25 protein-coding genes, 1 tRNA gene and 2 pseudogenes are annotated in these 25,882 nt (G+C 70.5%); 20 read left to right on the top strand and 8 right to left on the bottom strand.

Annotation, left to right across the window (positions count from 1 at the left end; all coding sequences use genetic code 11):
* The first annotated feature begins 152 nt into the window (after window positions 1–152).
* From H5398_RS07800 to H5398_RS17325, 20 genes and pseudogenes are all read left to right on the top strand, one after another.
* Window positions 153–1,016: a bifunctional DNA primase/polymerase gene (locus tag H5398_RS07800; protein ID WP_182799631.1), complete on the top strand. Its 864-nt coding sequence runs from the start codon at window positions 153–155 to the stop codon at window positions 1,014–1,016.
* Window positions 1,013–1,723, top strand: a complete 711-nt coding sequence (locus tag H5398_RS07795; protein ID WP_182799630.1) for a DUF2637 domain-containing protein — start codon at window positions 1,013–1,015, stop codon at window positions 1,721–1,723. Before H5398_RS07800 ends, H5398_RS07795 begins: the two co-directional genes overlap by 4 nt.
* Before the next feature lie 33 nt (window positions 1,724–1,756).
* Entirely contained in the window at window positions 1,757–2,173 is a 417-nt protein-coding gene (locus H5398_RS07790) for a hypothetical protein (protein WP_182799629.1), read from the top strand.
* Window positions 2,174–2,326: 153 nt separating this feature from the next.
* Complete coding sequence (locus tag H5398_RS07785) at window positions 2,327–3,181, top strand: hypothetical protein (RefSeq protein WP_182799628.1); 855 nt, start codon at window positions 2,327–2,329, stop codon at window positions 3,179–3,181.
* Window positions 3,174–4,151: a ParB/RepB/Spo0J family partition protein gene (locus H5398_RS07780; protein ID WP_220489245.1), complete on the top strand. Its 978-nt coding sequence runs from the start codon at window positions 3,174–3,176 to the stop codon at window positions 4,149–4,151. Before H5398_RS07785 ends, H5398_RS07780 begins: the two co-directional genes overlap by 8 nt.
* Window positions 4,152–4,224: 73 nt before the next feature.
* The gene (locus H5398_RS07775; protein WP_182799626.1) at window positions 4,225–4,905 is read left to right on the top strand and encodes a hypothetical protein; all 681 of its coding nucleotides are present in this window, start codon (window positions 4,225–4,227) and stop codon (window positions 4,903–4,905) included.
* Complete coding sequence (locus H5398_RS07770; RefSeq protein WP_182799625.1) at window positions 4,902–6,506, top strand: M23 family metallopeptidase; 1,605 nt, start codon at window positions 4,902–4,904, stop codon at window positions 6,504–6,506. Before H5398_RS07775 ends, H5398_RS07770 begins: the two co-directional genes overlap by 4 nt.
* A gap of 58 nt (window positions 6,507–6,564) precedes the next feature.
* Entirely contained in the window at window positions 6,565–6,858 is a 294-nt protein-coding gene (locus tag H5398_RS07765; protein ID WP_182799624.1) for a DUF6112 family protein, read from the top strand.
* A gap of 94 nt (window positions 6,859–6,952) precedes the next feature.
* Window positions 6,953–7,279: a DUF6112 family protein gene (locus tag H5398_RS07760; protein ID WP_182799623.1), complete on the top strand. Its 327-nt coding sequence runs from the start codon at window positions 6,953–6,955 to the stop codon at window positions 7,277–7,279.
* A gap of 78 nt (window positions 7,280–7,357) precedes the next feature.
* Complete coding sequence (locus H5398_RS07755) at window positions 7,358–8,761, top strand: conjugal transfer protein TrbL (RefSeq protein ID WP_220489244.1); 1,404 nt, start codon at window positions 7,358–7,360, stop codon at window positions 8,759–8,761.
* Window positions 8,758–10,227: an SCO6880 family protein gene (locus H5398_RS07750; RefSeq protein WP_182799621.1), complete on the top strand. Its 1,470-nt coding sequence runs from the start codon at window positions 8,758–8,760 to the stop codon at window positions 10,225–10,227. Before H5398_RS07755 ends, H5398_RS07750 begins: the two co-directional genes overlap by 4 nt.
* 64 nt (window positions 10,228–10,291) lie before the next feature.
* Window positions 10,292–10,741: a hypothetical protein gene (locus H5398_RS07745; protein ID WP_182799620.1), complete on the top strand. Its 450-nt coding sequence runs from the start codon at window positions 10,292–10,294 to the stop codon at window positions 10,739–10,741.
* A gap of 16 nt (window positions 10,742–10,757) precedes the next feature.
* Window positions 10,758–12,245 carry a VirB4 family type IV secretion system protein gene (locus tag H5398_RS07740; protein ID WP_182799619.1) on the top strand — a complete coding sequence of 496 codons (1,488 nt, stop codon included), beginning with the start codon at window positions 10,758–10,760 and terminating at the stop codon, window positions 12,243–12,245.
* The gene (locus H5398_RS17335; protein ID WP_255443618.1) at window positions 12,242–12,757 is read left to right on the top strand and encodes a hypothetical protein; all 516 of its coding nucleotides are present in this window, start codon (window positions 12,242–12,244) and stop codon (window positions 12,755–12,757) included. The genes H5398_RS07740 and H5398_RS17335 overlap by 4 nt, the downstream gene beginning before the upstream one ends.
* Window positions 12,754–14,517: a type IV secretory system conjugative DNA transfer family protein gene (locus H5398_RS07735; RefSeq protein ID WP_370586090.1), complete on the top strand. Its 1,764-nt coding sequence runs from the start codon at window positions 12,754–12,756 to the stop codon at window positions 14,515–14,517. Before H5398_RS17335 ends, H5398_RS07735 begins: the two co-directional genes overlap by 4 nt.
* Window positions 14,518–14,586: 69 nt before the next feature.
* Window positions 14,587–15,126, top strand: a complete 540-nt coding sequence (locus H5398_RS07730; protein ID WP_182799617.1) for a single-stranded DNA-binding protein — start codon at window positions 14,587–14,589, stop codon at window positions 15,124–15,126.
* 15 nt (window positions 15,127–15,141) lie between these two features.
* Window positions 15,142–15,738, top strand: coding sequence for a hypothetical protein (locus H5398_RS07725; RefSeq protein ID WP_182799616.1), 597 nt, complete (start codon window positions 15,142–15,144; stop codon window positions 15,736–15,738).
* A complete protein-coding gene (locus tag H5398_RS07720; protein ID WP_182799615.1) occupies window positions 15,738–15,956 on the top strand; it encodes a hypothetical protein in 219 nt (72 codons plus the stop codon). The genes H5398_RS07725 and H5398_RS07720 overlap by 1 nt, the downstream gene beginning before the upstream one ends.
* A gap of 192 nt (window positions 15,957–16,148) precedes the next feature.
* Window positions 16,149–17,108, top strand: a complete 960-nt coding sequence (locus H5398_RS17330) for a recombinase family protein (RefSeq protein ID WP_255443617.1) — start codon at window positions 16,149–16,151, stop codon at window positions 17,106–17,108.
* Window positions 17,095–17,202: pseudogene (locus H5398_RS17325) on the top strand (recombinase zinc beta ribbon domain-containing protein); the annotation flags it as partial. The gene H5398_RS17330 and the pseudogene H5398_RS17325, both read left to right, overlap by 14 nt.
* A 625-nt stretch (window positions 17,203–17,827) precedes the next feature.
* Here H5398_RS17325 and H5398_RS07710 read toward each other — a convergent pair.
* The 8 genes and pseudogenes from H5398_RS07710 to hemE all read right to left on the bottom strand — a co-directional run bounded on the left by H5398_RS07710 (window position 17,828) and on the right by hemE (window position 25,854).
* A tRNA-Ala gene (locus tag H5398_RS07710) sits at window positions 17,828–17,900 on the bottom strand.
* A gap of 93 nt (window positions 17,901–17,993) precedes the next feature.
* Window positions 17,994–19,658 (bottom strand): hydroxymethylbilane synthase, encoded by a 1,665-nt coding sequence (gene hemC / locus H5398_RS07705; RefSeq protein ID WP_182799614.1) that lies wholly within the window; start codon window positions 19,656–19,658, stop codon window positions 17,994–17,996.
* A gap of 35 nt (window positions 19,659–19,693) precedes the next feature.
* A complete protein-coding gene (gene hemL, locus H5398_RS07700; RefSeq protein WP_182799613.1) occupies window positions 19,694–20,971 on the bottom strand; it encodes a glutamate-1-semialdehyde 2,1-aminomutase in 1,278 nt (425 codons plus the stop codon).
* 2 nt (window positions 20,972–20,973) lie between these two features.
* Complete coding sequence (hemB, locus tag H5398_RS07695) at window positions 20,974–21,939, bottom strand: porphobilinogen synthase (protein ID WP_182799612.1); 966 nt, start codon at window positions 21,937–21,939, stop codon at window positions 20,974–20,976.
* Window positions 21,936–22,535 carry a uroporphyrinogen-III synthase gene (locus tag H5398_RS17320; RefSeq protein ID WP_370586096.1) on the bottom strand — a complete coding sequence of 200 codons (600 nt, stop codon included), beginning with the start codon at window positions 22,533–22,535 and terminating at the stop codon, window positions 21,936–21,938. Before H5398_RS17320 ends, hemB begins: the two co-directional genes overlap by 4 nt.
* A gap of 150 nt (window positions 22,536–22,685) precedes the next feature.
* Window positions 22,686–23,570: pseudogene (gene hemC, locus H5398_RS17315) on the bottom strand (hydroxymethylbilane synthase); the annotation flags it as partial.
* Complete coding sequence (locus H5398_RS07685; protein WP_182799610.1) at window positions 23,567–24,850, bottom strand: FAD-dependent oxidoreductase; 1,284 nt, start codon at window positions 24,848–24,850, stop codon at window positions 23,567–23,569. The pseudogene hemC (H5398_RS17315) and the gene H5398_RS07685, both read right to left, overlap by 4 nt.
* Window positions 24,847–25,854, bottom strand: coding sequence for a uroporphyrinogen decarboxylase (gene hemE / locus H5398_RS07680; protein ID WP_370586089.1), 1,008 nt, complete (start codon window positions 25,852–25,854; stop codon window positions 24,847–24,849). The genes H5398_RS07685 and hemE overlap by 4 nt, the downstream gene beginning before the upstream one ends.
* Window positions 25,855–25,882 lie beyond the last annotated feature (28 nt).

The following is a 25,882-nucleotide window of genomic DNA, read 5'->3' as shown; positions in this document are numbered from 1 at the left end:
GGATCGTTGCCCAACCCGCCGCTGGGCGATGGCTCGCCACCAGGGCTTGAACAAACCCACCGCGCAGGACGCACTTCGGTCCGTTCGCACACCCCCAAGGCCGCACGGATCGAGCACACGGGCAGCACGCGGGAAACCGGTGAGGTTGTGACGTGGACGACCTGGCCCGCCTGTTGTCCGCCATCGGTGAGCGGTCCCTTCGGGACGCGGCGCTGGCGTGCGGCGAGGCCGGTGTGCGGGTGTTCCCGTGTGCACCGGGCGCGAAGCATCCGCTGACCACTCACGGGTTCACCGACGCAACCACCGACCAACGACGGATCGCCCGGTGGTGGGATCGGTGGCCGGAGGCAAACATCGGCGTGCCAACCGGCAACGGCGGCGCGGACGTAGTGGACGTTGACTGCCATCCGTCCGGGTCGGGGTTCGCCCCCCTGGACCGCGCCCGGCGAGCCGGGCTGGTCGATGGCTGGGCGTGTGTGGTGCGGACGCCTTCGGGTGGCCTGCACTTCTACTACCCCGCGGATGCACGGCGGTCGCAAGCGTCGTGGTCGGTCGGTGAGGCGCACATCGACTTCCGCGGCACCGGTGGCTATGTGCTCATCCCACCGTCACGAATCGTCGCATCCGACAACGGCTCCGTCGGCTACGAGCTGGTGGTCACTGGACGCGGTCTGCACCCGCTGGATGCGGTGGCCCTGCGCGAGTTCATCCAACCACGCCGACCGTCGCGTCGGGCCATGTCGGGTGCACCGGTGCGGGGTGGGGAACGGATCGCGACCTGGTTGGCAGGACGCCCCGAGGGCACCCGCAATCGGGCGTTGTTCTGGGCAGCGTGCCGCTACGCCGAGAGTGCGATCCCCGAAGACCACGCCCACGACCAGCTCGGCGCAGCCGCCGAGCAGGCGGGTCTGGCGCCAGGTGAGGTAGCGGCGACGATCCGCTCGGCGTACCGCCGCACCCAACCCTTTCTGACCGTGCCGTCGTCGATGTCGTCTCGCTCGGGACTGGCCCTATGACCCGCCAGCACGTTCTCGCCGAGTACAGGGGGCAGCCAGCGGTGGTGCCGGGGTGGGTGGTGGCCACGGCGGTGGCGGGGACGGTGCTAATCGCGCTTGGGGCGTTCTGGTTGTCGTTCACGGCGTTGACTGATCTGGCGCAGCGGGCGGGGATCGCGGCGAGCCAGGCGTGGGTGTGGCCGTTGATCGTGGACGGGATCATCGTGGTGGCCACGATCTCGGTGGTGGTGCTGGCCCCGTACGGGCGTCGGGCCACCTGGTACCCGTGGGCGCTGCTCATCGCCGGGGCGGTGGTGTCGGTATCGGGCAACCCCGCCCACGCGCTCGTAGCGGCGGAGAACACGCTGCCGGGGTTGTGGGCGGCGGCGATCTCGGCAGTTCCGCCACTGGTGTTGTTGGCGATCACCCACCTGACCGTCGTGCTGACCAGCCGCACCGCCCGCCAGCTCGAGGACACCGGAACCGCCCAGGACCCGAGGCTGCCGATGGCGGAGCCGTCTCGGGAGGAACGCCGGGCGGTGGCGTGGTCGCAGCGGGAGGCGGGGTGGATCAACAAGGAGATCGCTGACTACTTCGGCGTTCACCCCTCCACGGTGGGTCGCTGGTTCGCCGACCCACCGCCCGACGGCGACGGCGATGACCGACACGACGACCGCGAACTCGCCGCTACGGGAGCGGCGGGGGGCGGGATACAGGGGGCCGCGTAGAGCCCGAAATCCAACGACAGGAAGGAGCATGAAATGGTTGATGACTCTCACGAGCAGCGCACGACGGCGCCTCGACCCGACGCCGAGTCCGCTCCACGACGGGACACCGGCGGCGTCGAGGCCGAGGTGGCAGATCACCTGAAGCACCACGACCCCTCGGCGCCGTCCCGCGCTGCGTCGCGTGGACGCCGGTTGCCGACCGGTGAGGTGGCGTGGGTGCGGGTCAGTGACGTGATGACCCACCGCTCTGGCCGAGCGGCCGGGCGGGGCATCACCTGGACCGCCACGGTGAACCGCTGGCCTCGCCTGGCGCCGTTACGCACGGCGGGGACGGGGCGCCGAGCGATCGCGCGCGCCAGTGCCGACCCGAAGGTGAGGCGGTTGGCGCCGCTGTCGGCGTTCGGCACTCGACGAACACCGGCGACGGCGAGATCGGGGGTGTCCTTGTGACAGCGGTGGGTTCGCATCCGCACCGGCGGCGACAGATCGTGATTCTGATGATCTGACCAACCACGACGCCCCGCCCGCCTGACCGCTCACGGTTGGCGGGTCGAGGGTTTGGGGTGTGGGTGCGCACCTTCCCGCTGAGGGACTGACGCACTCATGACACGCACCGCATTGCACCCGCCCCAGGAGCCATCCGGGCCGGCATTCGCCGACTCGGAGGGGCTCCGCGCGGTGCTGATGCGGCTGCATGAGGCCGGGCCGGGCGCTTGGCGTCACGACCCCGAGGCCGCCGAGCTGATGCGGTTCGCCGCGGACCGCTACGCGGCGCTGGCCCGCAAGTACGACCAAGAACCCGCCGACGCCGCCGTTGCGGCGTTCGAGGCGATGCGCAACACCTCCACCCGGAGCGCCGCGGACCCGTGGGCAGTGGTGACAGTGGCGGTGCGGATCACCCTGATCGCCGAGCACCGCGCCCACGGCCTCCTCACCTCCACCGACCGAGCCCGCCGCCCGCAGTATTCGGTCTTCCATGACGCCGAGCGATTCAGCGACCGCGAGAGCGAACTGACCGAGTACCACCCCGCCTTTCACGTCCCACCCCACCACCACAACGGCAACGGTCACCAGCCCGACGACGTGTCGGAGGTTGATGTGTGGTGGGTGGTCGAGCAGACCGCCCGACTGCTGGTGCTGCTGGGCTGGCCCGCCGGCACCGCATGGACCCTGGTCGAGCACGTCTGCGCCCGCCTGGCCGACATCGGCGACCGCCACAACGCCTACGAGACCCTGCGCCGCGACAAGGCGCTGCGCGCCAACCTCGACCTGCCCCACCAGTCGTGGATCGGGCTGCTGCGCCTCACCCTCGGCCACCCCACCGGCACCGGCGCGCTACGCCACGGGGTACTGGCTCGGCTGTTGGTCGGCGACAGGCTGGCCGATCTCCTCGATGACGACGATCTGGTGCTCACCGCCGTGGCCGCCAACCCCGCCGGGGGTGGTCGCGGTGGCTAGCGGTGGGCACATCGAGTTGGACCGCTCCGTCGAGTCGATCCGTGTCGGCCAGCGGCACCGCACCGAGTTGGGCGACCTTGACGAGCTGGTTGCCTCCATCGACCGGTTGGGGTTGTTGCAACCGATCACGATCAGCCCCGACGGCACCTTGATCTGTGGTGCCCGCCGGCTGGAAGCGGTCAAGCGGCTCGGGTGGCAGCGGGTCAACGTGTGGGTGCGGTCGGGCATCTCCACCCGGCTGGAACAGCTCTTGGCCGAACAGCACGAGAACACCATGCGCAAGGCGTTCACGCCCACCGAGGCCGCCACTCTCTACCAGGAGCTGAAGACGCTGATCGCCGAAGACGCGACCCGCCGCCAGGCCGCCAGTCGCTTCGGCGCCAACGACGGCGAGGAGGGCGCCGAGCACGGTGCTGCCGATTCGGCAGCACCGTCAGACCGCACCTCTCGTGTCCAAGCCGCCCAGCTCGTGACCGGCCGCAAGTCCTACTCGATGCTGGAACAGGTCAGCGAGCTCGAACGCATCGCCGCGGACCCCGAGACACCAGAGCATGTGCGTGACCTAGCAGTCGAGGAGCTGGCGAACATCGACGCCACTGGAAAGGTCTACGGCTCTTACCAGCGCGTCAAGACCGCCCTTGGCCAAGGCGCAGCCGAAGGGGATGAGGACGAGCTACGGCAGGATGAGCTGGCTGCGCGCGCCAAGGAGGCTCTGGCGCGGGTGCAGGGCGAGCCTCGACGGCACCGCCGGGCCAAGACCGCAACGGCTCGCGACTCGGGGCGGGGATCGCGTCGATATGGGGTTCGGGCGTTCGTGGTGACCTGGAGCGACCTGCACGGGTGGGCTGACCACTACGACCCCGCCGAGATCGGCCCCGCCCTGAACGCCGAGCAGTGGGCGAGCTTCGAGGCCACCGTCGAAGCGACCGTGACCTTCGTTGACGCCGCCCGGCTCGCCCGCGACACCTGACCGACCCACGGCGGGTGGTGGTGCGCACCTTCCCGGCAACTGCTGATCGTCCGCTGTTGTCGGGAGCCCATCCATGTCGTCCGAATCGTCGTCTCGCCGTCTGCTGGTCATGGCCGTCATCGGCGGCATCGTCCTGGTCACCCTGATCGGCGTCGGCATCTATGGACTGATCGTCGGCCCACCTGACCACGACCACCAGAGCACCCCGACAACGACCACTCCCTCGGAGAGCACGCCGAGCGGTCCGAGCCGACCGGCGTCATGGGAGGACCTGCCCGCCCTGCCGGACACCGGCGACCCGATTCGCTACGCCAGCGCGGTCGCCGAGGCGTTGCTGACGTGGGACACCATGTCGGGGCTGGCGCCGATCGACTACGCCCGGCCGGTCATCGTTGGCGCTGACCCCTCCGGCTACGAGACACCGGGGCTGGTGTCGGACGTGGCCAACTTCTTGCCGACCGATGCAGTGTGGCAGGAGCTGCGTCACTACTCAACGCGCCAGACCGCCACCGTCGACGCCGCCTTCGTCCCCGACTCCTGGGACTCGATTGCCGCCTCGGCGTCGGCGGGTGAGCTGCGTGAGGGCACCGTGGCGGTCACGGTCGAGGCCACCCGCCACCGCGCTGGGGAGTGGTTCGACCGGCCCGCAACCAGCGACCACCCGATCACCTTCACGGTGTTCGTCGCCTGCCAGCCGACGTTCGATCGCTGCCACACCCTTCGGCTCTCCCTCCCCGATCAGCCGCTGTTATGAAGCGGATGCTGCTGGCCGCGGCCGCCGCGGTGCTGCTGCTGTTGCCGAGCGTGCCGCTGCTGGCGATGGCGGTGGTGATGAACCCGGCTGCGGATGCGTCGTGCCTGAACCTCACCTCGATCGTGGTCGGCGATGTCCCTGACCGCCTCCAGGCCACCACGGCGAACGGTGAGACGATCACCCTCAATCGCACGCAACTCACCCACGCCCGCACGATCACGGTGATTGGGTCACAGACCGAAGGGGTCGGCCACAACGGCATCCTCATCGCGCTGATGGCGGCGTTGACCGAATCGTCGCTGCGGATGCTGTCCAACACGTCGGCGTACCCCGAGTCCGCCAACTACCCCAACGACGGGGACGGCAGGGACAACGACTCGCTGGGCCTGTTCCAGATGCGACCGGTCTCGGGTTGGGGGACGGTCGCCGAGCTGATGAACCCGACCTACCAGGCGCGGGCGTTCTACGGCGGTCCTGATGGTCCGAACAACGGCTCACCCCGTGGACTGTTGGACATCCCGAACTGGGAACGCCTGTCGTTCGGTGAGGCAGCCCAGGCGGTGGAGGTGTCGGCGCATCCCGACCGGTACGCCAACTACGAGCCTGTCGCCCGGACCATCCTGTCCGCCCTCACCGTGTCCGGTGCTGGGTCGGGGGTCGCCGAGACCAGTCGGGTGGCCATGCCGATGGCGGTGGGGACGTACACGATCACGTCGGGGTTCGGGATGCGTGACGACCCGCTCAACCCCGGCACCCAGCGGATGCACTACGGCCTCGACTTCGCCGCCCCCGACGGCACCCCCATCCTCGCCGTCGCCGACGGCCAGGTGACCGTCGCCGGCCCATCGGCGAGCGGGCAGAACCGGATCATCGTCGAGCACACCATCGCCGGTGAGACCGTGGCATCGCTGTACCTGCACATGTGGGACCACGGCATCCACGTCACCGAAGGTGACCGGGTGCTCGCCGGACAGCACATCGCCGACGTGGGATCACAAGGCCGCTCCACCGGCCCGCACCTGCACCTGGAGATACGCCCCGGCGGCGTATCCGCACCGGCAGTCGATCCCGAGCTGTGGCTTGCCAGCCACGGTGCCGGGCACCTCGACACGCCCAGCTCCGGCGGTCCTGGCTGCGGACCGAGCATGGTCGGGTTGCCGGGCGCACCGCTGCCGTTCACCGGCACCCCCGGCGGACAGGTACCCGACCCGACCGGCACGGGCGGGTTCGTCACCCGTGAGATGGCACATCTCATCGCCGAGACCCGAGCGGCGTTCCCGGAGTCGTCGTGGTCGTGCTGGTCACCCCGACCCGGCACCGTCTCCGAACACCCTCTCGGGCGAGCGTGCGACATCACGTTCGGCAACCGCATGGGCGTGTTCCCCACTCCCGAGCAGGTCGCCGAAGGGTGGCGGATGACCAACTGGCTCCAAGCCCACGCCGACGCCCTGTGGGTCCAGTACCTCGTCTGGCAGGGCCACATCTGGAGCGTCGCTCGCGACGCCGAAGGCTGGCGACCCTACGACGGCGGCGGGATGCACGACCCCACCCACCCCACCGGTGGCCACTACGACCACCTCCACATCACCACCCGCCAGTAGCAGGCAGTCGCGGTGCACCTCGGTTGATGTCCCCCTGTGTCTCGATCGAGGAGCTGTGATGCCGCTGCCCCGCCTGCTCGTCCTCGCCAGCGTGGGTCCCGACTTCGGCGGGGTCGGCGGGTCCAGCGCGCTGACCACGATTGTCGGGGCGCTGCTCACCATCGTGTTGGTGGTGTCGGTGCTGATGCTGGTGGTCTGCGCCATCGTGTGGGCGATCGCCTCGTCGGCTGGCAACTACCAGGCCGCCACCCGCGCCCGCTCTGGCCTGTGGGTCGCGGTCGGCGCCGCCGCCCTGGCTGGTGCCGGGGTGACGTGGATGAACTTCCTCCTCGACCTCGGCCGCGACCTCTAGCCCTCCGGGTCCGAGGGTCGTGGTGTGCGGGGTGCACCTGTGCTGTGAGCCCGCCCGTCCGGTGCGGGCCACAGCGTTGAAGGAGCCCCATCCGATGTTCGACACCCTCGTGACCTTCGATCTGCCCGCTGTCGCTCAGGTGGTGGCCCAGGTCGACATCTCCCCGAATGACACCGGGCTGCCCGGCATCGCCTCGCTGCGCACCATCGTCGGCGCCGTGATGACCATTGGCCTGGTCCTGTCCGTCCTCGCCCTCATCGTCTCCGCGGTGGTGTGGGGGTTCGGCTCCAACTCGTCCAACCCGCACCTGGCGGGGCGAGGCAAGGTCGGCGTGTTGGTGTCCTGCGGGGCGGCGATCATCACCGGCGCTGCGGTGACGCTCATCAACTTCTTCTGGAACGTCGGCCAAGGCGTTTCCTAACCGACTTCGCGCTGACTGTCTGGAAGGGAGACCTCGATGGGTGTCTGTGATGTACCGCTGATCTCGACCGTGTGCGACGTGGCAGGTGAAGCCGCCGCGACGCTGGTGTCAGCACCGTTCGACTGGATCGCCTCTGCGATCGGCGCAGCCGCTGGGTGGATGTTCGAGTCGGTGTGGGCGATCTTCGACACAACGACGTTGGTGGATGTGACCAGTCCCGCCTATGTCGGGGTCTACAACATCCTGTTCGGCATCGCGGTGTTCTTGATGCTGATCTTCTTCTGCTTCCAGCTCATCGGCGGGCTGATCCGACGCGACCCCACCGCCCTGTCCAAAGCTGCCCTCGGGCTGGCCAAATCAGTCCTGGGGTCGTTCCTGGTCATCACCCTCACCGCCACCCTGCTGGAAGTCACCGACCAACTCTCGGTCGGCATCGTCCAGGCCACCGGCACCACGATGGAGGAGATGGGCGGCCGCATCGCCGCCCTCGCCATCGGCCTCACCGCGGTCAACATCGCCGCCCCCGGCGCGGGTGCCATCGTCACCATCTTCCTCGCCGGGCTCGCCATCTCCGCCGCGGCGTTGGTGTGGTTCACGTTGCTGATCCGCAAAGCCCTGCTGTTGGTGGCGATCGTGATGGCACCGATCGCGCTGTCGGGGTTCTCGTGGGAGGCCACCCGCGGCTGGTTCACCAAATGGGCCTCGTTCGTGCTGGCGTTGATCTTCTCGAAGCTCGTCATCGTCGTCGTGTTCTTGGTCGCCACGGCTCAGGTGTCGGCACCGATCGACTTCGACCTGGCCTCGATCGCCGACCCGATCGCTGGGATCGTGTTGATGTTCGTCGCCGCCTTCGCCCCCTACATGGCCTACAAGTTCATCTCCTTCATCGGCTTCGACATGTACCACTCCATGTCGGTGGAACAGGAAGCCAAGGGCGCGCTCAACCGGCCCGTCCCCGTCAGCGGCGGTCCCCGCTCCGATGGCGTCAAGAAGGTTCTCGACGGCGGCGACGGCACTACCAGTCCGAGCAGCCGCGGCTCGACGGGCGGGGCGGGCACGCCAGGCAAGCCGGGCACGTCCCCAGCCGGTGGCGCGACTGGCGGGCCAGCCAGTTCGACAGGCAGCGGAGCCGGGGCCAGTGAGAGCGGCGCGGGCGGTGGTACCGCAGCGGGTGCAGGCGCCGCTGCCGGGGCTGCTGTGACAGCGGCCAAGGCGGGACCGAAGGCGGGCAAGAAGGTCGGCACCGCGGCCGAGGAGCACACCGACGCGAGCCAGCAGGCCAGCGATCCGCCGCCGACCCCACCGGCACAGCCCTCGACGTCGCCCCGTCGCAGCCCGTCGAGGTCGGAGGGAGGGGCGTCGAGCGCACCCGCGGACCAGCCTTCGCCACGATCAACCCCACCTGAGCGCCCGGTCCGCAAGCAACCGCCGCCGACCGTCGAGCCCCGCCGAACCGACCCCAAGCCGGGAGACGGCTCGTGACCCGCACCCGAACCACGACCGACGACACGGGCGGTGACGTGGAAGCGGTGAAGTTCTCCCGGCTCACTCGCCGCGGTGTCCTGCTCGGCCTGTCCACCTCACAGGTCGTCACCGTTGCCATCGCCGTGGTCACCTTCGTGGCCAGCCTCTACCTCGTCGGTGCCCAAGCCCTGCTGGTCACCTCACCGATCTGGGCGACCGCGCTGGCGCTGACGTGGCTGCCCATCAACGGTCGCAAAGCGGTCGAGTGGCTGCCCATCTCCGCACAGTGGGCATGGCGAGTCACGGTGCGCCAGACCATCTACCGGCGGCGGGTGGTCAAGCCGCGCCCCACCGGCACCCTCGCATTGCCAGGTGACGCCGCTGCGATGCGCTCCTATGAGGACCCCGAGACCGGGGCGGTGATGGTGCATGACCCGCACCACAACCGGCTCATCGCCATCGCCAAGGTCACCCACCGCTCGTTCGTGCTGCTCGACCCCGCCGAGCAGCAACGCCGCGTCACCGGGTGGAGCCGCGTCCTCTCGACGGCTTGTCGATCTAGCCGACTCGCCCGCCTCCAGGTGCTGGAACGCACCCTGCCCGACAGCGGTACCGGGCTGGCACGTTGGTGGGCCGAGCACGGCGCCGACGACGACTCCTGGGTCGCTCGCACCTACCGCGAGCTGATCGACCGCGCCGGGCCCGCAGCAGAACGCCATCTCACCACCATCTCCATCGCACTCGACGTGAAGGCAGCTGCGCGCGCGATCCGCTCCGCCGGCGGAGGCCTGCGCGGTGCGGCGGCGGTGCTGCGCCAGGAGATGCACACCCTCGCCACCGCGCTCGGCTCCGCTGATCTGAAGCCAGCCGAATGGCTCACCCCGCCTCAGCTCGCGATCGTGCTGCGGTCTGCGTATGACCCCCAGGTCGCCGCCACGCTGGAACGCTCGACCATCGGCGCAGACCTCGCCACCGCCGGGCCGGTGGCGATCAACGAGACCTGGGACCGGCTGCGCTCGGACTCCGCCTACCACGCTGTGTTGTGGATCAGCGAGTGGCCCCGCTCACCCGTCTATCCGAGCTTCCTGGCACCGATCCTGCTGTCGTCGGGGATCAGACGTGCCTTCAGCGTCGTGTGCAATCCGGTGCGTGCCGATGTGGCGGCGCGGGACATCCGCAAGAAGAAGACCGAATACATCTCCGACGCGGCCCAGCGGGCCAAGATCGGCCAGATCGAGGACGCCCAACAGACCGCCGAGTACCACGACGTGCTCCAACAAGAAGCCGACCTCACCGCTGGCCACGGCGTCCTTCGCTACACCGGCCTCGTCGCCGTCTCCGCACCCACCCTTGACGACCTCGACGCCGCCGTAGCCGAGATCGAACAGGCCGCAATCCAGGCGTCGTGTGAGACGCGGCGGCTGGTCGGCCAACAGGCCCAGGCGTTCGTCGCCGCGGCGCTGCCATTGTGCCGAGGCATCTGAGGCTGGCGGGCCGGGCGCACCTAGCGGGCAGATGACGATGCCCGAGCGCGCGGAGGTACCACCGATGGTGACGTTCAACGATCCGAGAGCCGATGCTGATGAGGCCCGTGAGGCGCTGCGTGGATTGGCGCACGCCACCCGCACCATCGACGAGGCCGGTGACACCTATGCGGTGTTGGGGGCCTTGTCGGCGGGACTGGCGTCGTTGGGCCAGTCGTTGGATCAGCTCGCCGAGTGGCATCACCGCAACGCCGACCGGGCCGTGACCGACACGGGTTCGCGGGACGCCGGTCGGCGGTACGCCGTGGAAGCGGCCGATGATCTGCACGACGCCGCCACGCTGGTGGAGCGGGTGCGTGCCGTGGTCGATGAGGCATGGAACGTCAACGGACGCATCGCCTGGCACCCCGCACCCCAGCCCACGACACCACGCCCGGTTCGGCGTCTTGCGGAACCGTCGCTGTTCGGCGCCGGAGCACCGCAGCGGCAGGCCGTTGACGGCCTGGCCCGCTGAACGGAGCGCAACCGTCATGGCTAAGTCGTCTCGGGGCAAGGTGCATTCGTCGGTGCTGGTCGGCCCGGCCAAGGAGCATCGTCGCAACAAGCGGCAACGCCGCCGGGCCGCGGCCCGCGTGTACGCCGCCGACGCCGCTGCCCGCAAGGCCGCTGCCAAGGCCCAAGCCGCCGCCGAGCGGGCTGAACGCCGCGCCACCCACTACCTGCCAGCCAGCGGTGAGCCCGGCCCGGCGGGGTTGCGCACCCCGCGCCGCTTCCGGGTGCCAGTCCACCAGGACACCTCCGCGGCGCTGGCCGGGGCGTATCCGTTCCTGGCCGAAGGCGGGCTCGGGTCGGATGGGGTGTTCGTCGGCCAGGACCTCTACTCGGGTGGCAGCTTCGTGTACGACCCGTGGGTCCTCTACCAGCGCGGGGTCATCACTGCGCCGAACGTGGTGCTGGCTGGGATCGTCGGGGCTGGCAAGTCCTCGTTGGCCAAGTCGCTCTACACCCGGTCGATCCCGTTCGGTCGCCGTGTCTACGTGCCTGGCGACCCGAAGGGTGAGCACACCCCAGTGGCCGAGGCGGTCGGTGGCCGGGCGATCGTGCTCGGCCACGGCCTCCCCAACCGCTTGAACCCGCTCGATGAGGGCCACCGCCCCTCGGGGGTGTCGGACGTGGAGTGGGCGATGCAGGTCGCCTCCCGCCGCCGCGACCTGATCGGCGCCCTCGCCGAGACGGTTCTGACCCGACCGCTGACGCCGCTGGAGCACACCGCCATCGACATCGCCCTGCGAGCCACCGTCGCCACCTGCGACGTGCCGATCCTGCCGATGGTCGTCGACCGCATCCTCGACCCACCGCACGGTCCCGACTACGACGAACGACTCGCCGAGGACGGCCGGATGGTCGGCCACGCCCTGCGCCGCCTCGTCGCCGGTGACCTCCAAGGGCTGTTCGACGGCCCCTCGACGGTGCGGTTCGACCCGTCGCTGCCGATGATCTCGCTCGACCTGTCACGGGTGGCGGAGAACTCGACGCTCATCTCCGTGCTGATGACCTGCTCGTCGGCGTGGATGGAGTCGGCGCTGCTCGACCCGGCCGGTGGGCGGCGGTGGGTTATCTACGACGAAGCCTGGCGGCTGATGTCCCACCCGGCCCTGCTGCGCCGGATGGATGCGCAGTGGCGGCTCGCACGCCACTACGGGATCGCCAACATGTTGATCTTCCACAAGCTCACCGACCTCGACACCGTGGGCGACCGCGGCTCGGCCATGCACGCCCTGGCTTCCTCCCTACTGGCGAACGCCGAGACGCGGATCATCTACCGGCAAGAGACCGACCAGCTCGGTACGACGGGCCGGGCCCTCGGGTTGACCGGCACCGAACAACGCTTGCTGCCGGGCCTGGGGACGGGGCAGGGGTTGTGGCGGATCAAGGACCGCTCGTTCGTCATCCAGCACCAGCTCCATCCCGACGAGCTCGACGCCTTCGACACCACCGCCCGGATGGTCACCCCGTGATCGGCCACCGGCCGCGCTCCGAGCAGGCCAACGGCAGCGCAGGCGTCTCGATCGTGCCCGTCGTCCTCCCCTTGGTGGTGGTCCGTCCAGGCGGCACCGACACGGTGACCATCAGCGTCGACGGCCACGACGACCCCGAGAGCCCGCAGCGGCGCGACCGGCTCGGCGATGCCCTCGCCCGGATCGCGCACGAGCAGGACTGTGCGATCCGTGTCGAGGTCCACGACCCCGACGGGACGGTCTACGCCGACATCATCGACCCACCACCACGGCCGCTACCTGTCCCCGACGACCCCGAGGAACCAGATGTCGGGGCGGCATGGGTGGAGGTGTCGGCGGGCGGGTTCCTGCCCGGCGAGCCCGTCCACATCGCGGTCGCCGTCACCACAGAGACGGCGGACCCTGCCGGTCGGCTCACCGCGCACCTCGACCCCTCGCAGCTCGGTGGAGGGGCCGTGGTGGTCGTGTTCGGTGCGGTGTCGGGGATCACGATCGTCCAGGAGCGGTCGTGAACGGCCCCGCCCGGCCGGTCAACGACAGCCTGGCCAACCTCGGCATCGGCCTACTCATCGCTGCCTTCGCCACCCTCGGCTTGCTTCGACTGGCCGCCAGCATCGCTGCCTGGGTCAGCGGCCTACCCCAGCCCACCGGCGGCATCACCAACGCACTCGGCGTCTTGGCCGACCCCCTCAACCCCGGCTCGGCGCTCGGTGCCCCCGACCTCAACACGGTCATCTACTGGTCGATCGTCGCCGTACTGCTCGGGGTGTTGTCTACGGCCGGGTGGACGGTGTGGCGGGCAACCCGCAACCTGCGCGGCACCACCGATCCCCGCCGCCTCGCCGGAACCGCCACCGCCACCGAGATCGCCCGCACCGCCTCGGCGCGCAGCCTGCGCCACCGCGCCAAGACCCTCCGCCCCTCCCTCACCAACCCGCGCCCCGCCGATGTCGGGTATCTGTTGGGGTCGGCCAAGGGACGGGCGGTGTGGGCCACCGTCGAGGACTCGATGCTGCTGATCGGCCCGCCCCGCTCGGGTAAGGGCCTGCACATCGTCATCAACGCCATCCTCGACGCGCCCGGCGCGGTCATCACCACCTCGACCCGCCCGGACAACCTCACCGCCACCCTGCGAGCCCGCGAGCAGGTCGGGCCGGTGGCCGTGTTCGACCCCCAACACCTCGCACCCGGACTACCGGCGGGACTGCGTTGGTCGCCGGTGCGGGGTTGCGAGGACCCGCTGACGGCGATGATCCGTGCCACCGGCCTCGCCTCCAGCACGGGGCTCGGCTCGGGTGGAGTGGACAACGGCGGGTTCTGGGAGGGCAAGACCCGCACCGCCATCCAAGCTCTCCTCCACGCCGCCGCCCTCGACCACCGCGACGCCCGCACCCTCTACCAGTGGGCGCTCAACCCCACCGCCGCCGCTGACGCCGTACGCATCCTCCAAACCGACCCCAGAGCTGCGGGCGGGTGGGCCGAATCGCTCGATGCGATGATCCAGGCCGACCCCCGCACCCGCGACCCGATCTGGCAAGGAGTCTCCCTCGCCTTCGCCGCCCTCGCCGACCCACGCGTGATCGACGCCATCACCCCACGGCCCGGCGATGCGTTCGACCCCAAGTCATTCCTCCAAGACAACGGCACCCTCTACCTGCTCGCCACCGGCGCCGGCGCCGGCGCATCCGCGGCGCTCGTGGCGGCGTTCATCGAAGACCTCGTAGAAGTCGCCCGCACCCTCGCCGCCAGCTCACCCGGCGCTCGGCTGGACCCGCCGCTGTTGATGGCGCTCGATGAGATCGGCAACCTCGCCCCGCTGCCGTCGCTGCCCACGCTGATGGCCGAAGGTGGGGGCACCGGCATCACCACGATGCCGGTGCTCCAGTCGATGGCTCAAGCGCGAGAGAAGTGGGGCGACAACGCCGCCGGGTCGATCTGGGACGCCTCGATCGTCAAGATCGTCCTCGGCGGCGCGTCCAACAGCCGCGACCTCCAAGACCTCTCCACCCTGATCGGCGAGCGCGACGAGCGCACCGACTCCACCAGCATCGACGCCTACGGCGGCCGTTCCCACCAACGCTCCATTCGCCGCGTCCCCATCATGGCCCCCGACACCCTGCGCACCCTCCCATTCGGGACCGGCGTCATCCTGCTGCGCACCGCCCGACCAATCGTCACCGACCTGCGCCCCTGGACCGACCGGCCCGACGCCAAGACCCTCCGAGGCCATCGCAGCGAGGTCGAGGGGCTCCTACGCACCAGCGCTCGATAGCTCCTGGGGCGGAGTTCGCACCTTCCCGATGACACGCCGCACCGGCGTGCATCGGGGAAGGAGCACCTGATGGCCATCCGCACCCAACAGTCCCTGTCGGGGTTCATCGCAGGAGACCCAGAACTGTCGTTCACCTCCAAGGGTGACGCCCGGTTCTACGTGCGCGGCGGGCAGAACCACTACCGGACCGAGGATGACGGGTCGTTCACCAAGACCGACACGACCTACTTCAACCTGGTGGCGTTCCGGGCCACCGCCGAGCGGGCCTACGAGCGGTTCCGCAAGGGCGACAACTTCCTGGCCGAGGGGTACGTGCGCACCTACGAGCACGAGGTCGAGGGCCAGGTGCGCGAGGTCGAGGAGTTCGTCGCTCGCCGGATCGGCCACGACCTGGCCATGACCCGCTACGAGGTCGACCGCAGCCCGCAGCGCAGCGGACCCGGCCAAGACCGAGCCGTCGAGAGCGAAGGGCTCGACCAGGCCGCCGCCGAGTCGCCAGCGCGGAGCGGAAGCGAGGCGGCGCAGCGCCGTGAGCAGCTCGCCGACATCAACTCACCCGACACCCAGCGGCGCGGCCCATCGGCTCGCGCCCGCGCGGTGTCGCTCTGAAACGGCGGTCTGACGATGAGCTTCCCTGACGATCCCGACACCCCCGACGACTTCGACGAGCCGCACGACGAAGGCCCGTCGTTCGATCCCACTGCCATGTCGCTGCCGGACCCGCCCCGGCCGATCAACTGGAACCTGCTGTCGGCCGACGACGCCGAAGTGGAGTGGCTGGAGCTGAACGCCTGGGTCAACTGGCTGCGCCGCACCTACGGGCTGCCCGCGTCGGTCATCCCGCCCTACTGGCACCACCACCCCGAGCTGGTGTGGGAGCTGTCGGCGTTGCACCTGCACTGGCTTGGCGCCTACGACCCCGAACAGAACGGCTCGGCACCGATCGGCTGGCACCGCGACTTCGCCGACGCCCGCGAACGGCTCCGCGAGTGGGTCGCCGCATCCGGCAGCCGTCTCGACCGCGACCGGCCCACGCGCCAGACCCTGTGGCCCGGCGAGGAACCCGACCCCGACTATCCGGCAACCGGTGAGGAGGAGGTCATCACCGACCGCGACCGGGACTTCGTGCAGTTCGTCATCGCCGACGTGAACCGCCGCCAGGCCGTCGAGGACGCCTTCCACGCCCGCCACGACAGCACGGACGATGACGGGTCGGGCTGATGGGCCGCTACGTCAAGAAGACGGCCCAGCGCCGCTACGAGGACCGCAACATCTGGGTACGGCCGGTGCACCGGGACCCACCGGACCTGCACAAGCTGGCCGAGGTGCTGATCCGTCTCACGTTGCAGGAGACCGGCCGCACTCGAGCGATCCGCCGGGCCAACGAACCGCCCGAGACCCTGCGGACGCTCCCTCACTCATCCGGGGAGGGCCGCTAGAATGGCGGTATCTCGCGCCGAGCGTGAGGTGTTGTGGTCTACAGGAACCGACCGTGCGAGCGGTCGGGCGAATGCGGGACACGGCCGTTCAGCCGGTCGGTCCTCCAGCTTTCGGGCTCTCTCACAGTCAGCACTCACAGGCTTCGGCCAGCCGGTGCGGGGACGTTGCCGCCGAGGAGTGAGAGAGAGCCCATGTCCACCACCACCGTTCGCTGCGATCCCGTGAGCAGCCTCATCAGCCCGCCGACACCGGGCACCGCGCTGGCGGTGTCCTATCTGCGGGTGTCGACCCGTGAGCAGGCCGAACGGGGCGGCACCGACGAAGGGTTCTCGATCCCCGCCCAGCGCGAGGCCAACCTGCGCAAGGCCCAAGCCCTCGGGGCGACGATCTTCGAGGAGTTCGTCGACGCCGGGGCGTCGGCGAAGTCGGCCGACCGGCCCGAGCTGATGCGGATGATCCAGTTCGTCAAGGCCAACCGGGTGGCCTACTGCATCGTGCACAAGGTCGACCGCCTCGCCCGCAACCGGGCCGATGACGTGACCATCCACATCGCCCTCCAAGAAGCCGGTGTGATGCTGGTGTCGGCGACGGAGAACATCGACGAGACCCCCTCGGGGATGCTGCTGCACGGGATCATGTCGACCATCGCCGAGTTCTACAGCCGGAACCTGGCCAGCGAGGTCGTCAAGGGCATGACGCAGAAGGCCACCAACGGCGGCACGGTCGGCAAGGCCCCGATCGGCTACCTCAACGTCCGCACCCGCGACGCCCAGGGCCGCGAGATGCGCACCGTGGAGATCGACCCCGAGCGCGCTCCGCTGGTGGAGTGGGCGTTCAAGTCTTACGCCTCGGGTGACTGGACCCCCAGCCAGCTCCACGAGGAACTGACCGCCCGCGGCCTGACCAGCCTGCCCACCCCCAAGCGCCCGGCAAAGGCGCTCGCCCCCTCGTCGGTCCACCGGATGCTGACCAACCCCTACTACAAGGGCGATGTCACCTACCAGGGCGTCACCTACCAGGGCGCCCATGACCCGTTGGTGCCCGCCGAGGTGTGGTACCAGGTCCAGGCCGTGCTGCGGGCCAACAAGACCGCTGGCGAGGGCCACCCAGGTCCACGACCACTACCTCAAGGGCAGCGTGTTCTGCGGTAAGTGCGGGTCGCGGCTCATCATCTGCAACGCCAAGAACGCCCAGGGCAACGTCTACCCCTACTTCGTGTGCGGCGGCAGGCACGCCAAGCGGACCGACTGCACCCGCTCGGCGTTGCTGATCGAGCACGTCGAGGAACTGATCGCCGACTACTACCAGCGCATCCAGATCACCCCCGCCATGCGCCAAGCCCTCGCCGGGATGCTCCACCACGAGTTCGACCGGCTCATGTCCGCCGAGGCCAACGAGCTGGAGAACCTGACCGCCAACCGCAACCGTCTGGAGAGCGAGCAGACCAAGCTCGTCCAGGCCCACTACGCCGACGCCATCCCGCTGACAGTGCTCAAGCGCGAGCAGGACCGCATCCTCGCCGAGCTGGACCAGGTGAACCGGCGCATCGACGCCCACCACGGCGAGTACGCCGACGCCCGCGTCCACCTCGACGACGCCCTCGACCTGCTCACCAACTGCGCCGACATCTACGCCCGCTGCGACGACGCCAACCGACGCCTGTGCAACCAAGCCTTCTTCACCCGCATCTACCTCGAAGACGACGACGGCGAACTTAGAGTCGAGCACGCCCGCCCCTTCGACATGCTCCTCGACCCCGGCGTCCAAGCCGACGCCGCCGGGTGGACGGGCGACGGCACCCTCACAGCACACGAGGCCCAAACCCCGCCAAATGATGGATCAGGCGAAAGTTTGAACCTCGTGCGTCGGGTGGAGCTAAGGGGATTCGAACCCCTGGCCTCTTCCATGCCATGGAAGCGCGCTACCAACTGCGCCATAGCCCCAGTGCCGCCCGGAGGCGACTCGAAGAACGATAGCGCATCCGGAGGGACTTGAAAAATCCTGGGCGGCCCGCCGCGGCCGACCGCCCAGGGGGCTCACTTCTGCTTGGCGAGATCCCTGGCCAACGCCGCGACACCGAACTCGTCCTTCGACTTCGCCGTTGCCAGAACCGGAACGTCGAGCTGGGTGAGTGCCTGCGCGGTGGGTTCGTCCCAGGCCAGCACATGCACGCCGTCGCGATGCCCGAGGAGGTTCACATAGGCGGATGCGAACGACGGCTGGCTGAGCAGCACGGCCTGCCAGGCCCCGTCGTCCCACATCTGCTTGATCCGCGGATCCAGGTCCTCAACGTCCACCATGGTGTAGACCTCGAGGCGTTCGACGGTGTAACCCTTGGCGCGTAGGCCTACCTCGAGGTTCGTCGAGAGCTGGTCCGCGCAGACGACGACCGCCCGCTGCTCGCCCTCGGCCTTCGGGAACATCTCGACCAGCTTCTGCGAGCTGGCCGTGCCCTCCGGGCTGAGCTCCACATCTATCTCGCTCTCCTCGGCCGCCCGCTGGGTGGTTGACCCCATCGCCGCCACCCGCTTCCCCTCCGGGATGTCCCAGCCGCGCTCGCGCAGGGCCCACACCGTCTGCGCGGACGGAAGCACCACCCAGTCCGCCCAGCCGAGGATGTTGTCCGCGGAGATCAGCTTCGCTTCCTGCAGCGAGACACAGTCCACCCGGAGCCCGTTCTTGCGCAGGGCCTGCGCGAGCCGGCCCTCCTGCCTGGCGAGGAGGACTCGGATGCGATCGTCTCCGGGCACCTCGATGAACGGGGACTCGTCGTCGTGCTCGGCCGACAGCTTCACCGAGGCGAGCGCCTCCGGCGAGAAGAACCGGTCCGCCCTGCGGGCCTTGAGCGCGGCAGCGGCATTCTCACCGGTGCGCACGGCGTGGAACTCGGAGGTGGGCAGCCCCACCTCGAGCACGTTGCGCTTGGTGCCATCGATGGAGAACACCCCGGCCTTCAACGACAGGATGCCGCGCCGCGACGCCAGAGCGCCCACCGGCGCCATATAGGTGGTGCCCAGGCCCGTCAGGACGGCTCGCTCCGCGTCGATGATGATGCGGGTCTCGATGTCGTCGAAGAGCTTCAGAGCGGAGACGATGTCCGCGTCGTCCTTGCGGCACTCGAGGGCGATTGCGCCCTGCCCGGGCGCCGTGAGGATGGGGAGGTACTCGGCGATCCTGTCGGTGAGCCCCAGCGTCTCGACGCCGGCGGCCGACAGCACGACCGCGTCGAGATCGCCGGGTTCCAGATGGCGCAGACGCTCCTCCAGCGAGCCGCCCACGTCGACGAAGGTGAGATCGGGCCTCAGCGCACGCAGCTGGGCGATGCGCCGAAGCGACGTGACTCCGACCCGCGAGTGGCGAGGCAGCGCCGCCAGCGTGATGCCGCTTCGCGTGCAGAGCACGTCCCGGTGGTCACCGCGCGGAAGAACCGCCGGGAAGATGAGGTCCTCGGGCTTCTCGCGCAGCGGAACGTCCTTGACCGAATGGACCACCACGTCCACCTGGCCCGAGCGCAGCGCGTCGCGCAACTCGTTGGCGAAGAGGCCCTGCGAGTAGCCGTCGGGCATGTGGACGGTGTCCTGACCCGCCGTCGCGACGGGCACGATCTCCACCTCGAGCCCACCGTCTCGCAGCGTCGCCGCCACCATTTCCGAACGCGCCAGCGCCAGCGCCGATCCTCGTGTACCCAACCGCAATCTCACCGTTGATTCCCTCCCTGAGTGACGGGGTTAGCTTCTCACGAATGGGCCGCGGCGCGTGCGGCGGTGGGGAGAGCGTCCGCGATGCGCGTCATCGCCGCGTCGTCGTGGGCCGCGGACAGGAACCACGCCTCGAACGCCGACGGGGGCAGCGCGACGCCGTGGTCCAGCATGGAATGGAAGAAACGGGCGAAGGCGGCGGTGTCCTGCTTCTTCGCGGCCTCGTAGTCCGCGACGGCTCCCTCGCGGAAGAACACCGAGAACAGGCTGCCTGCGCGCTGCACCACGTGCGGAACGGAGGCAGCGCTCAGGGCCTCCGCGACGGCCCTCTGCAGCTCGGCGGATCTGCGGTCCACAGCCGCGTAGACGCCCGCATCGGCCTGCCTGAGGGTGGCGAGGCCCGCCGCTGTCGCCAGCGGGTTTCCCGACAGGGTGCCCGCCTGGTAGACCGGCCCGACGGGAGCCAGGAGCTGCAGCCACCGGGCAGGTCCGGCGAGCGCGGCCAGCGGCATGCCGCCGCCCACCACCTTGCCGAAGGTCACCAGGTCCGGCTCGTAGCCGCCCTCGTGTCCCAGCCATCCAGACGGCGCCACCCGGAAGCCGGTGAGCACCTCGTCGAGGATCATCAGCGAGCCGTGCCGGGCGGTGAGCTCGCGGATGGCGGCGTTGAAGCCGGGCGCCGGGGGCACCACTCCCATGTTGGCGGGAGCCCCCTCCGTGATGACGGCCGCGATCCGGTCACCCGCCTCGTCGAAGACGCGGGTCAGCGCCTCGACGTCGTTGTAGTCCACGACGATGGTGTCGGCCGCCGAGGCCCGGGTCACCCCCGCGGAACCGGGGAGGCCCTGCGTGGCGACGCCGGAGCCGGCCGCGGCGAGCAGCGCGTCCGAGTGGCCGTGGTAGCACCCGGCGAACTTGACGATGGCGTCGCGGCCCGTGGCGCCGCGGGCGAGCCGGATGGCCGTCATGGTGGCCTCGGTGCCCGTGGAGACGAACCGCACCTGCTCCGCCATCGGCACCCTCGACCTGATGACCTCGGCCAGTTCCACCTCCGCCGCCGTCGGCGCGCCGAAGGACAGCCCGCGTGAGGCCGCCTCCTGGACCGCGGCCACCACCTCGGGGTGCGCGTGGCCCAACAGGGCCGGCCCCCAGGAACACACCAGGTCCACGTACTCGACGCCGTCGGCGTCCACCACATACGGCCCGCGGGCCGACGAGACGAACCGGGGCGTGCCGCCGACGGACCCGAACGCCCGCACCGGCGACGACACCCCGCCGGGAATCACGCCGCGCGCCCGCTCGAAGAGTTGGTCCATGCTCACTTCATCCACCCCGCCAGTTCAAGCGCCCAATAGGTCAACACGATGTCAGCCCCGGCCCGCACGATGGCGGTGACCGACTCTGACACGGCCGCCTGCCTGTCGATCCACCCGCGCTCGGCGGCGGCCTCGATCATGGCGTACTCCCCCGACACCTGGTAGGCGGCCACCGGCACGTCAGAGACCGCGGCGACATCGGCCAGCACATCCAGGTAGTAGCCCGCGGGCTTCACCATCACCATGTCCGCGCCCTCCGCGAGGTCCAGTTCGGCCTCGCGGAGTCCCTCGCGACGGTTGGCCGGGTCCTGCTGGTAGGTCTTGCGGTCCCCGCTCAGCGTGGACGTCACGGCCTCCCGGAACGGGCCGTAGAACGAGGAGGCGTACTTGGCGGCGTAGGCGAGGATCGCGGTGTCGGTGTGTCCGGCACCTTCGAGCGCTGCGCGGATGGCCTCCACCTGGCCGTCCATCATTCCCGACGGCGACACCACATGCGCGCCCGCGTCGGCCTGCGCGAGGGCCATCGACGCGTAGGCGGCCAGAGTGGCGTCGTTGTCCACACGGCCCTGCGGGGTGAGGAAGCCGCAGTGCCCGTGCGTGGTGAACTCGTCGAGGCAGGTGTCTGCCATCACGACCGTATCGTCGCCGACGGTGTCGCGGACGGCCCGCAGCGCCCGCTGCAGGATCCCCTCCTCGGCCCAGCCCTGAGACCCGAGCTCGTCCTTGTCCGCGTCCTCGGGCACGCCGAAAATCATGATGCCGCCGAGCCCTGCGGTGACCACCTGCTCGGCCACCCTGCGCAGGCCGTCGAGGTCGTGGCGGCGCACGCCGGGCATGGAGGAGATGTCAGCGGACGCCTCGGCGACGAACACGGGCAACACCAGCTGCGAGGGTCGCGGCTCCACCTCCCGCACCAGGCGGCGCATCGCGGGGGTGGTCCTGAGCCTTCTCGGCCTGATCTGGATCATGCATCGTCCCTTCTGAGGGAGGCGATCGCGTGGATCAGCCCCTCCGCGTCCTGAGTGACGGCCACCGCCGCGACATTCGCCCCCGCCAATCGCAACGCCGCCGCAGATGGCGGCCCGAACGCCACCACCGCTGTTGTGTCGCGCCAGCCGAGCAGCCTCCCAACGGCCTCGCCCGCCGACCCGGAGGTCACCGCCACCGCGTCGAAGAGTCCCTCGCGCCACTCCCCGACCAGGCCTCCCGGCAGTTCGCCGAGCGACTCCATCGTGTACAGGGGAACCATCTCGACGGTGTATCCCTTGGCCCTCAGCGCGCCCTCGAGCAGCCTCGACGACAGCGCCGAGCCGGGAATCAGCACGCGGCCACCGCCCTCGGGCCAGGCCCTCGCCAGGGCCGCCGCGCTCGATTCACCCTCCGGCACCAATGCCACCTCCAGGCCAGCAGCCTCGGCCGCCGCCGCCGTCCGCGACCCCACGGCCGCCACCCTGGCACCCGGAGGCACGCTCAGTCCGAGCTCCGCCATCACCTCAAGCGTCGCCGCCGACGTGAACGCCACCCAGTCGGCCTCCTCCGGCCATTCCTCCGCGCGGAGGGTCACCCGCCGCTGCACGGGCTGGGCCACCACCTCAGCGCCGGCTGCCCGGATCCCGTCAGCAAGGGGGCCGTCGGCCTGGGTCAGCAGGATCCTGAGCCCGGCGAGCACCGCGTCGCCTCGCCAGAGCGAGCTGTCGTCGTGCAGCTCGTGGAGCCTCGACGGACGGCTCGCGCCCAGGTCAGCCACCTCGTCAGCGCCGCGCCCCTTGAGCTCCTCCGCCGCTGCCTCACCCGCCCCCGGGCCGAGCTGCACCGTCGTCCGGGTGGCTGCTGATCCGTCGACGGCGAAGACGCCGGCCGTGAGCTCCCCGTCGCGCCCCCAGGCGGCGATCGGCGCCGCGCAGCCACCGCCGAGGCCCGCCAGGACGGCCCGCTCGGCGTCCACGGCCTCACGTGTCGCGGGGTCCTCGAGTGCGGCCAACTCGGCCACCAGAGCGGGGTTGTCCGCCCGACACTCCAGCGCCAAGGCGCCCTGACCGGGTGCTGGGAGGATGCCCAGCACCTCCGTGATGTGGGCGGTGAGGCCCAGCCGCTCCAAGCCGGCCGCGGCCAGGACGACGGCGTCGAGGTCACCGTCCGCCACCCGCGCCAGGCGGGTGCCGACGTTGCCCCGCACGTCCACGAAGCGGAGGTCCGGGCGCAGCGCCCGCAGCTGGGCCACGCGCCGTGGGGAACCAGTTCCGACGGTGGCGCCCGCCGGCAGGCCGGCCAGCGTCAGGCCGTCGCGGGCGCAGAGCGCATCGCGCGCATCGGCACGCCGAGGCACCGCGGCGATGACGAGCCCGTGCACGGCCGCCGTGGGCAGGTCCTTGAGGGAGTGGACGGCGAAGTCACAGCGACCCTCCAGGAGCGCCGTGCGCAGCTCCGCCGCGAACACGCCAAGGGACCCGAGGCGGGTCAGGGACCCCTGCTCGACGTCGCCGCCGGTCCTGATCCGTTCGAGGACCACGTCGTGGCCGAGCGCGCGCAGCGAATCTGCCACCTGCCCGGACTGCGCCACCGCCAGCGCGGAGCCACGCGTGCCGAGCCGGAGCCTCATCGGCTGAGCCGATCACAGCCGGCGATCACGGAGGCGATCCCGTTGCCGTCCAGCCACGCACCCACCAGGTCCACGCCTGCCGCCTCAACCGTCTCCAGGTAGTACTGGCGGGTGGCGTGCTCCATCCGGGTGGGCATGGCCTCCCACGACACCGACGCGAAACCGGTCACGTCGTCGTCGGCCAGGTCCAACCCGAGGAACCGGGACGCGTCCCCCAACGCCTCGGCCCTCGTGGGGATGAGCTGCTCGGGATAGGACAGGCGAAGGATCTCCTGCCCCTCGCGCCGGGCCCACGGCCACTTGAGCGAGTAGTGGGTCAGTGCCTTGGCGTGGATGGCGTCGTCCCGCTCCCCCACGAGGAGCCCCGAGCCGACCGGCCCGTCGGCCAGCCCAGGATGGGACACGCCGAGCACCGCCAGCCGCGCCGTCGCGACGGGCGGCGGCGTGAGCTCCACCCCGATCCGGGCGAGCAGCGAGCAGGCGGAGGCCGCCGACGACGCGAGGACGAGCCGGTCCGCGCGCAGCACCTCGCCGTCGGGCAGCCCCACCGCGAACTCGTGTCCGGCGTGACGCAGCGACACCGCGGGCGAGGCCAGCCGGATCTCTCCACCTGCCGCGACGATCGCCTGTTCGAGGGCCTCGATGAGCCGGAACATGCCGCCCACCGGCTGCTCGACGGCCGCCACTCCGGGGCGCCGAACCGCTGCGACCGCACCCAGCAGGGTCCCGTGTTCGGCCATCGCCTGCAGCAGGCCCGGGGCGAAGGCGGCCAGCGGCATCCGATCGGGCGACAGCGAGTAGACCCCGTGTGCCACGGGCGCCACCAGGGTGGCGAGGGCGCCGTCGCCGAGACGGGCCCGCACCAGTTCACCGACTGTGACCGCGTCGGCTCCCACCTCAGCGGGCAGGTCGGCGTCCTGCCTGAGCCTCGCCAGGTCCTGCGCGGTCAGTGCGGCGAGTGCGGGATCCTCCAACGTCGAGGGGATCCCGAGCACCCCCTCCGCCATCGGCCAGACGCCGTCGGGGCGCCAGATGTGCGGCTGTCCGGCGGGCCCGGCCACCCCTAGCCCCAGTTCCTCGCACAGGGCTCGCCCGACGCCGCCACGAACCGCGTAGGCCTCTGCGCCCGAGTCGACCCGAACCCCGCCGATGTCGATGCCGGAGAGCATCCCGCCGAGCCGCGTCGAGGCCTCAAGGACGGTGACCCGACGGCCCTGCCGGGCGAGACGGTAGCCGGCCAGGACGCCGGCGAGGCCGCCCCCGACGACGACGGCGGTCACAGGCTGTGCAGGAGCGCCACCAGGTCGGTGAGCACCCCCGGGTCTGTGGTGGGCGGAACCCCATGTCCGAGGTTGACGACGTGCGCGGGAGCGGCACGGCCCCGGTCGACGACATCCCGGGCGTGGGCCTCGAGTGCGGGCCAGCCGGCGGCCAGCAGCGCCGGATCGATGTTGCCCTGCAGCGGGAGTCCGGGGAGCAGCGCGGCGGCCTCGTCGAGGGGGGTGCGGTAGTCGATGCCCATCGCCTCGACGCCGCATGCGGCCATGTCGGACAGGATGTGCCTGGTCCCGGTGCCGAAGTGGATGCGCGGGACGCGGCCCTCCACCGATTGCAGGACCGCCGCCGAGTGGGGGGCGACGTGCCGGACGTAGTCGGCGCGGGTCAGCGCACCTGCCCAGGAGTCGAACAGCTGGACCGCACGCGCCCCGGCATCCACCTGGACACCCAGGAACTGGCCCGACAGGTCCGCGCACCAGGCGAGCAGCCGATGCCAGGAGCGCGGATCCGCGTGCATCATCGCCCGCGCCGCGAGGTGGTCGCGGGAGCCGCGACCCTCCACCAGGTAGGCGGCCAGGGTGAACGGCGCGCCCGCGAAGCCGATCAGCGGGGTGGCCTCCCCCAGCTCGGCCACCACCAGGCGCACCGCCTCCGTGATGGGGGTGGTCTCCATGAGCGCGTGCCGGGTGACGCGGTCCACGTCGGCGGCCGTGCGTACGGGCTTGTCGATCACCGGGCCCACGCCCGAGTGGATCTCCACCTCTACCCCCGCGAGGACCAGCGGCGTCATGATGTCCGAGAACAGGATGGCGGCGTCCACGTGGTGCCGCCGCACCGGCTGCAGGGTGATCTCGGCGGCCAGCTCGGGGATGAGGCAGGCCTCGAGGATGGTGGTCCCCTCGCGGATGGCGCGGTACTCGGGCAGCGACCGGCCCGCCTGGCGCATGAACCAGACGGGCAGTCTTTCGGGGCGGTGTCCGCTGAGCGCGGAAAGCATGGGATTCATTTGTGGACGATTCTGCCTCATCAGACAA

The organism is Tessaracoccus sp. MC1679, assembly GCF_014164775.1.
GTDB lineage: Bacteria > Actinomycetota > Actinomycetes > Propionibacteriales > Propionibacteriaceae > Arachnia.
This window is presented reverse-complemented; position numbering and strand designations above follow the sequence as displayed.